5 protein-coding genes are annotated in these 6320 nt (G+C 67.4%); 1 reads left to right on the forward strand and 4 read right to left on the reverse strand.

What is annotated here, in order from left to right:
* Positions 1-11: 11 nt before the first annotated feature.
* Positions 12-605: a carboxymuconolactone decarboxylase family protein gene (locus ACFQNJ_RS03265; protein WP_382253799.1), complete on the forward strand. Its 594-nt coding sequence runs from the start codon at positions 12-14 to the stop codon at positions 603-605.
* Between the two features lie 21 nt (positions 606-626).
* Here the strand turns inward: ACFQNJ_RS03265 and ACFQNJ_RS03270 are convergent, their stop codons facing one another.
* The 4 genes from ACFQNJ_RS03270 to ACFQNJ_RS03285 form a co-directional block, all read right to left on the reverse strand.
* A complete protein-coding gene (locus ACFQNJ_RS03270; RefSeq protein WP_382253801.1) occupies positions 627-1187 on the reverse strand; it encodes a YaeQ family protein in 561 nt (186 codons plus the stop codon).
* Positions 1188-1272: 85 nt separating this feature from the next.
* On the reverse strand, positions 1273-3393 hold the full coding sequence (locus ACFQNJ_RS03275) for a site-2 protease family protein (protein WP_382253803.1): 2121 nt from the start codon (positions 3391-3393) through the stop codon (positions 1273-1275).
* Complete coding sequence (locus ACFQNJ_RS03280) at positions 3390-4787, reverse strand: efflux RND transporter periplasmic adaptor subunit (RefSeq protein ID WP_382253805.1); 1398 nt, start codon at positions 4785-4787, stop codon at positions 3390-3392. The genes ACFQNJ_RS03275 and ACFQNJ_RS03280 overlap by 4 nt, the downstream gene beginning before the upstream one ends.
* On the reverse strand, positions 4787-6320 hold a 1534-nt coding region (locus tag ACFQNJ_RS03285), incomplete at its 5' end, for a tandem-95 repeat protein (protein WP_382253807.1). The genes ACFQNJ_RS03285 and ACFQNJ_RS03280, both read right to left, overlap by 1 nt.

Consider the following 6320-nt stretch of genomic DNA (forward strand, 5'->3'; position numbering starts at 1 on the left):
GAGGAGAACCCATGGCACGACTGCAACCTCTCCCACCCGACACCACGCCGGAGTTGAAGGAGCACTTCGACTTTTTCCTGGGCACGCTGGGTTTCACACCCAACAGCGTGCTGACCATGCAGCGCAAACCCAAGCTAGCCCGTGCGTTGGCGGTGCTCAATGCGGCGGTGATGGACCCCGAGGGTGATGTGGATCTGGGCTTTCGGCGCCTCATTGGCCATGTGGTCAGCAAGGTGTCGGGTTGCCTTTACTGCCAGGCGCACACCTTGCTGGGGGCGAAGAACTTCGGCATCAGCGAGGCCAAGCTGGCAGACGTCTGGACCTATGCCAGCAGCCCGCACTACAGCGAACGTGAGCGCCTGGCCCTGGACTTTGCGCTGGCTGCTGCCTCACAGCCCAATGCGGTGACCGATGAGCAGTTCGCGCAGCTGCAGCAGCACTGGAGCGAGGGCGAGATCGTCGAGATCCTCGGGGTGGTGGCGATGTTCGCCTTCCTCAACCGATGGAACGACACCATGGCCACGCCGCTGGAGGCGGTGCCCGATGCGCTGGCAAGCCAAGTGCTCGGTGCTCAGGATTGGGACGCTGGCAAGCACCGGTCGTGATCGCCCGCGGCTTTCCCTCGGTCACTTCCAGCGCACCGGCTCCAGGTGCACGCTGCCCAGGTTGCTGGACAGGGTGATGGCGCCATCCTGAATGAGCGCCTGCAGCTGCATGCTGCGCTCGGCCAGCTGGGTCAGGGCCTGTGCCTGCTCGTGCGGCAGGCGCCAGACCTGCAGCTTGTCCAGTCGGCTGAGCTTGCTTTCGATGCCCTTCCACCAGACCTCGGCGGCCGACCCGAAGGGATAGACCACCACCGCGTCGGCCTGGCTGCAGGCCTTGGACAGGGGTTTGTCCTCGGGCTGGCCGACCTCGATCCACAGGCGCTTGCGGCCGGTGAAATCGGTCAGCGAGGCGTCCGGGTCGTCCGGGTCGGACAGGCCGGCGCCAAACGCCAGCGTACCGTCGCCGCCGCAGGTGTCATTGAGCTCATGCGCCTGCAGCGCCAGCGCCACCAGACGCACCATCATGCGCTCGTCGGTCTCGCTGGGGTGGCGGGCCAGCGTCAGCGCATGGTCGGCGTAGTAGCCGTGATCGATGTCGGCGATGGAGACGTTCGCCTTGAAGATGGTGGACTTGAGGGCCATGAGATGACGCCAGGGGAACCCGGCTGGACAGGAAGCCCTGCAGTGTAGCGGCGGCGGAGGCGGGATGACCCGCTGGGTCAGTGGGTCAGAAGCCGGTTTCGCGGACCAGCACGGTCATCAGCTGCCGCAGATACCGATCGGCCACGGCCTGACTGCGGGCATCGATGCTGACCTGGCCCCGCCAGCTGTGGGCCAGGGACTCGGGATCAAGCTGGCCTTCGGCAACCCGCATCTGCACCCGATAGACCGCCTGTTCGGGCACGAGCTGGTCCTTCTGGTGACGAACCAGCAGGTGGCCTCCATGTTGTGCCGCGAGCTCGTGGCGGGTGAGCACACGGCTGGCGTCCCGGTCGATGGACTCCACGGTCAAATGGATCATGCGTGAAGTTCCCGCGTCGTTGTGGAAGCGGGCCTGTGCACCCACCTGAATGCGTGCCACGCTGTCTTCGTCCAGCCAGGTTTCCACCATCCAGGCGCTGCCTTCTTTGACGACGAATGCCAGCCGATCGCCCTTGCCGATCCATTGGCCGGTCGCCAGCTCGGGATCCATGTCCATTACGGTGCCGGCCCACGGCGCCAGGGGTGTCAGTTGCAAGGCTTCGGTCCGCAGTGCTTCCAGTTCGGACTCGGCCGTGACCAGGCTCTCGTGCGTCGACAGCCAGTGCTGCCGCGACTCTTCGCCGAAGGCGGCTGTCCCGGCCTGCCGTCGCAGGCGTTCGACCCGCGACTCGGCGGCCCGGATCCGGGACAGGAGCTCGGGCGATCGCAGCACGGCCAGTGGCTGCCCCTGGGTGACACGACTGCCGTGGCCTACCGGCAGCTGGTCCAATACCGCCCCCGCCGGTGTGTGCACAGGCCAGACATCCACGGGGCGAAGCAGGGCGCTGGCGGTCACCGCCGATGGCCACGGTACGGCCGTCAGGCCCAAAAGAAGGGTCAGAATCGCCAGGGTCCACCAGGTGCGGCGGCTGGCGCGGATGGCGCCGGCGCGTTCGCGCCAGGCCTTCCACTCGGCATGAACAGGTTTGAGAATGAACCACACGATTTCGACTACGAAAAGGACAATGCCCAGCAGCTTGAAAAAGAGGTGATAGACCATCAACGCAATGCCGATGAACAGCACCAGCCGGTAGATCCAGGTCAACCAGGCGAAGGTGATCATGGCCCGGCGGGCGGCGGGCCTGAAGTGCTCCGGTGGCGCCTCGTTCAGGGCAAACAGCCATTCACGCAGACGCCAGCGGGCCAGGGCGAAGCTGCGCTCGTGCAGGTTGGGCATGTCCAGGGCATCCGAGAGGATGAAGTACCCGTCGAAACGCATGAACGGGCTGGCATTGATCGCCAGGGTGGCCACCCATGAGGTGGTCGCCAGCACGAAGGCGGCCGATCGCAGGGCGCCATCGGGCAGCAGGGCCCAGGCCAGAGTGGCCCAGGCGGCGATCACCAGCTCGGTGGCAATGCCCGCCACGGCGACCTGAAGACGGTGTCGGGCGTTGGTCAGCTTCCAGGCTTCGTTCGTGTCGGTGTAGGCCACAGGCCACATGACCAGGAAGGCCAGACCCATGGTAGGTACCCGGCACCCATGTCGCTTGGCCGTGAAGGCATGGCCGAGTTCGTGCAGGGTCTTGACCACGAAGAGGGCCACCGCGTAGGCGGCCAGACCCTCGAGGTTGAAGGTGTCCACCAGACTGGTGGTGAAGGCGTCCCAGTGGCGCACCACCTGGATGAGGCCCGTCATCAGCGCCGCTGCCGTGAGCCAAAGGAATCCTGCCGAGGCAAATCGCCGGGCCACGGGCAGCCAGCGGGTGAGCCACGCGTCCGGCCGCACCAGGGGCACCCGGAAGAACAGGTAGTGGTGGACCAGCCACTTGAGCCAGCTGCTGCGCATGGCGCTCCAGCGTTCGGCCATGCGCGCCGCACTGCCGCCCGCGGCCGGCTGCACCAGCTGGTTCTGTTCCAGGAATCGGCCCAGCCCGGCGACGTCGTCTGCCTCCAGGTTCAGGGTCGTGCTCCGGGCGATGTCGCTGGCGATCTGCTGGCCATCACCCATGCCCCATCGGCTGAGCATCTCGAAGCTGGGCCAGTCGATGCGGAAGAACAGGTTGCGCGCGGGGTCATGCAACGTCCAGCTCGGCTGTCCATCGGGCAGGCTCGGCCCTGGCAGCAGGGCCAGGTCTTCACGCAAGCGGGGCCAGGCAACGGTGCTCATAGGCCGAGGCTCTTGCGCAGGCTGGCCAGCGGCCGCCGCATCATCCAGTAGGCCAGCACGGTCCACTCGCCCTGAAGGCGTGCAGTGCCCTTCAGGCCGACGCGGTGGTCGGTGGGGCCCGTCAGCGCGGCGCGGACCCGGTAGGCGTGGCTGCCGTCCGGGCGCGCAACGGCCTCGTGGGCGACGTAGCGGACCTGCCCTTCGACCGGCGACAGCGGACTCGCGTTGAGGTAGAGCTTGACCCCCGCCTGTGATGGCAGGGGGATCGCGTCGGCCAAGGGCACCCAGGCTTCGATCTCACGGTCATCCGGCGCGGCGATGCGAAGAATGCGCTCGCCCGTGCCGACCGGCTTGCCGATCCACTCTGACGGGTCGTCAAAGATCACCACACCGCTGCGGGGCGCCAGCACCCGGGCGCGCGTGGCCTGGTCCAGCAGGTAGTCCACCTCGGCCTGTTTCTCCTCGATCTTGCCGGCCAACAGCGCCAGCTGAGCCTTGGACTTGGGGTCCGACAGCGCCTGCTGCATGACCTGCCGGTACTCGGTTTCGGCGGTCAGCATGGCTTGCCGCGCGACGGCAATGCGGCTCTGGATCAGCGCCTCATCAAAGTCGAACAGGGGTTGGCCTTCCGTCACGTTGGCGTTGGGTTGCACGTGAAAGCCTGCAATGACCCCGTCCAGTGGAGCACGCACGACCGCCGGCTGGGCAGGCACCAGTTCAGCCGGTGCCATGACGGTCATGCGCACGGGAAGGCACAGCACGGCCACCAGCGCTGCGGCCCATGCCAGCCGGTTCTGGCGCCACCAGGGGCGGTCGGCCCGCACGGACAGATGTTGACGCAGGCGCTGCCACCCCGAGCGCAGGCCCTTGGGGCGGGCAGGTTGCAGAGACACCCATGCATGGCTCCATGCGCTGCGCCACTCACGAATCAGGCGCAGTTCGTCCTCGGTCCAGGGGTGCTCGCGTGCGAAAAGCCACGCTGGTGGACGGTGGTCGAGGCTGGAGGATTCGCTGGCAGGATCCATGACCCAAAGCGCATTGGCGGGCCACCACGACAGCCAGTCCTCGGCCAGGTCGGCCGGTAGGACATGGCTGTCGAAGGCCCGGATGTCCGAGTCCGCTGCCTGCTCGGCAGAAAGGTGACGCGCCAGCCGGTCCAGCCACTGCACGTAGGGCGCATTGGCCTCGGGCTGCAGGATGCCGGAGAGGGCATCCACCCCCATGTCCATGCGCCAGGTAGCGCCCTGGCGCAATGGAGACAGTTGGGCGGTGTCGTTGACCGCCAGGAAAGCCAATTCGCGCACCGACCCGGCCGACCTTGCCCGACGGGTCAGGTCCAGCAGCACCGCCAGGGACTGCACGGTGCGGATGGCTGGGTGCGGTGCGGCAGACATCAGGCCTCCACCCGCTGTGCGCGTTGTACGCTGGCTTGCTCACGCGCCGGAGCCGGGGCTGGCTCTCCACCACGCACGGCATCCCGCCACATGAACTGCCGTTGGGCGGCTGTGCGCAGCTGCTCGGTCAGACCCGAGCGGCCGTCCAGCGCCACCTTCTTGCCGACGTTGAGCTTGAACTGCGTCTTGACCTCGTTGCCCTTCTCGTCACGGGCGGTCACCTCGATCTCCAGCTCTCCTTCAAAACCTGGGGGCGGGGTGATCCTGAAGGTGCCGGTTCGCGGATCGAAGCTCACCCAGCTGGGCAGATCGCGACCGTCCGGCCGTTTGGCCGACAGGGTGATCGTGGCGTTCGGGTCGCTGTGGGTGAAGGTGTCAGCCGGCAGCGAGATGCTGCCGTTGGACCCGGTCTCCACAAACTGCCGGTCAATGGCCCGGGTGAGCTCCAGCGCGCTGGTCTGACGTTCGTTGACCGCGATCTGGAAGCCCGTTGCTTGCGTCAGGGTGCGCGGTGCCTCGGTCTCGGTGAAGCTGCGCTGGATCAGCGCCACCACTTCGGCGGACAGCTGCGGCTGCTGGTTGCTGGGCTGAGCCACAAAGGTGGTCGAGTCAAAGCGCAGCGTCTCTTGCGGCGGTGAAGGCTCCACGTTGATGACCAGCGGTGCCGGCGCGGGGGCTGGCGCCGGTGCCGGTGCCGGCGAAGGCGGCGGGATTTCAGGAGCCGGAACCGGTGCCAGGGCGGGCGCTGGTTCGGGGTTAGGTGCCTTTGCCGGATCGGCGACCGGGGTGACGGTGACCAGCACGGTGACATCGACGGTGCCGCCGTTGCCGTCGGAGACGGTGACGACAAAGCTGTCGTTGCCGACGTAGTCGGGATCGGGCGTGTAGGTCCAGTCGCCGGTGACCGGATCTAGGGTGAGCGAGCCGTTGGCCGGGCCGCTCTTCTCGGTGAAAGTCAGGGTGTCGCTGTCGGCATCGCCGGCGGCGATGGTGCCGGACTTGGGTGTGCCCTCGGGCGTGGAGACTTCGTAGCGGCCGTCGGCGGCGTCCCAGTTCGGGGCGGTGGGATTGGGCACCGGCGCGTCGTTGACGCCGGTGATGGTGACCACCACGTCGTGGGTGGTGCCGTCCACCGTCTTGACGGTGAAAGTCTCGGTCTTGGTCTGGCCGGCGGCCAGGTACTGCACGTCGGCGTTGGGGACGGTGTAGGTCCAGACGCCGGCGGTGGTGATGGACAGGCTGCCCAGGGCGCCAGAGCTGGCGGTGATGTCGGCGGCGCCGGTGAGGAAGCTGGCCTCGCCCGCGTCGGGGTCGGTCACGGACAGCGAGCCGGTGTCGGTGAGGTTGCCGGCGCTGACGTTGAGGTCTTCTGTGACGGCGCCGACAGCATCGCCGCCGATGACGGCCGGATCGGCGACCGGGGTGACGGTGACCAGCACGGTGACATCGACGGTGCCGCCGTTGCCGTCGGAGACGGTGACGACAAAGCTGTCGTTGCCGACGTAGTCGGGATCGGGCGTGTAGGTCCAGTCG

It is taken from the genome of Hydrogenophaga bisanensis, from assembly GCF_042665135.1.
GTDB classification, from domain to species: domain Bacteria; phylum Pseudomonadota; class Gammaproteobacteria; order Burkholderiales; family Burkholderiaceae_C; genus Hydrogenophaga; species Hydrogenophaga bisanensis.

What these genes read in the sequence shown, in the direction of transcription:
- ACFQNJ_RS03280 (WP_382253805.1), bottom strand. Translation starts at nt 4,787, where the DNA reads ATGTCTGCCGCACCGCACCCAGCCATCCGCACCGTGCAGTCCCTGGCG.
- ACFQNJ_RS03265 (WP_382253799.1), top strand. Translation starts at nt 12, where the DNA reads ATGGCACGACTGCAACCTCTCCCACCCGACACCACGCCGGAGTTGAAG.
- ACFQNJ_RS03270 (WP_382253801.1), bottom strand. Translation starts at nt 1,187, where the DNA reads ATGGCCCTCAAGTCCACCATCTTCAAGGCGAACGTCTCCATCGCCGAC.
- ACFQNJ_RS03275 (WP_382253803.1), bottom strand. Translation starts at nt 3,393, where the DNA reads ATGAGCACCGTTGCCTGGCCCCGCTTGCGTGAAGACCTGGCCCTGCTG.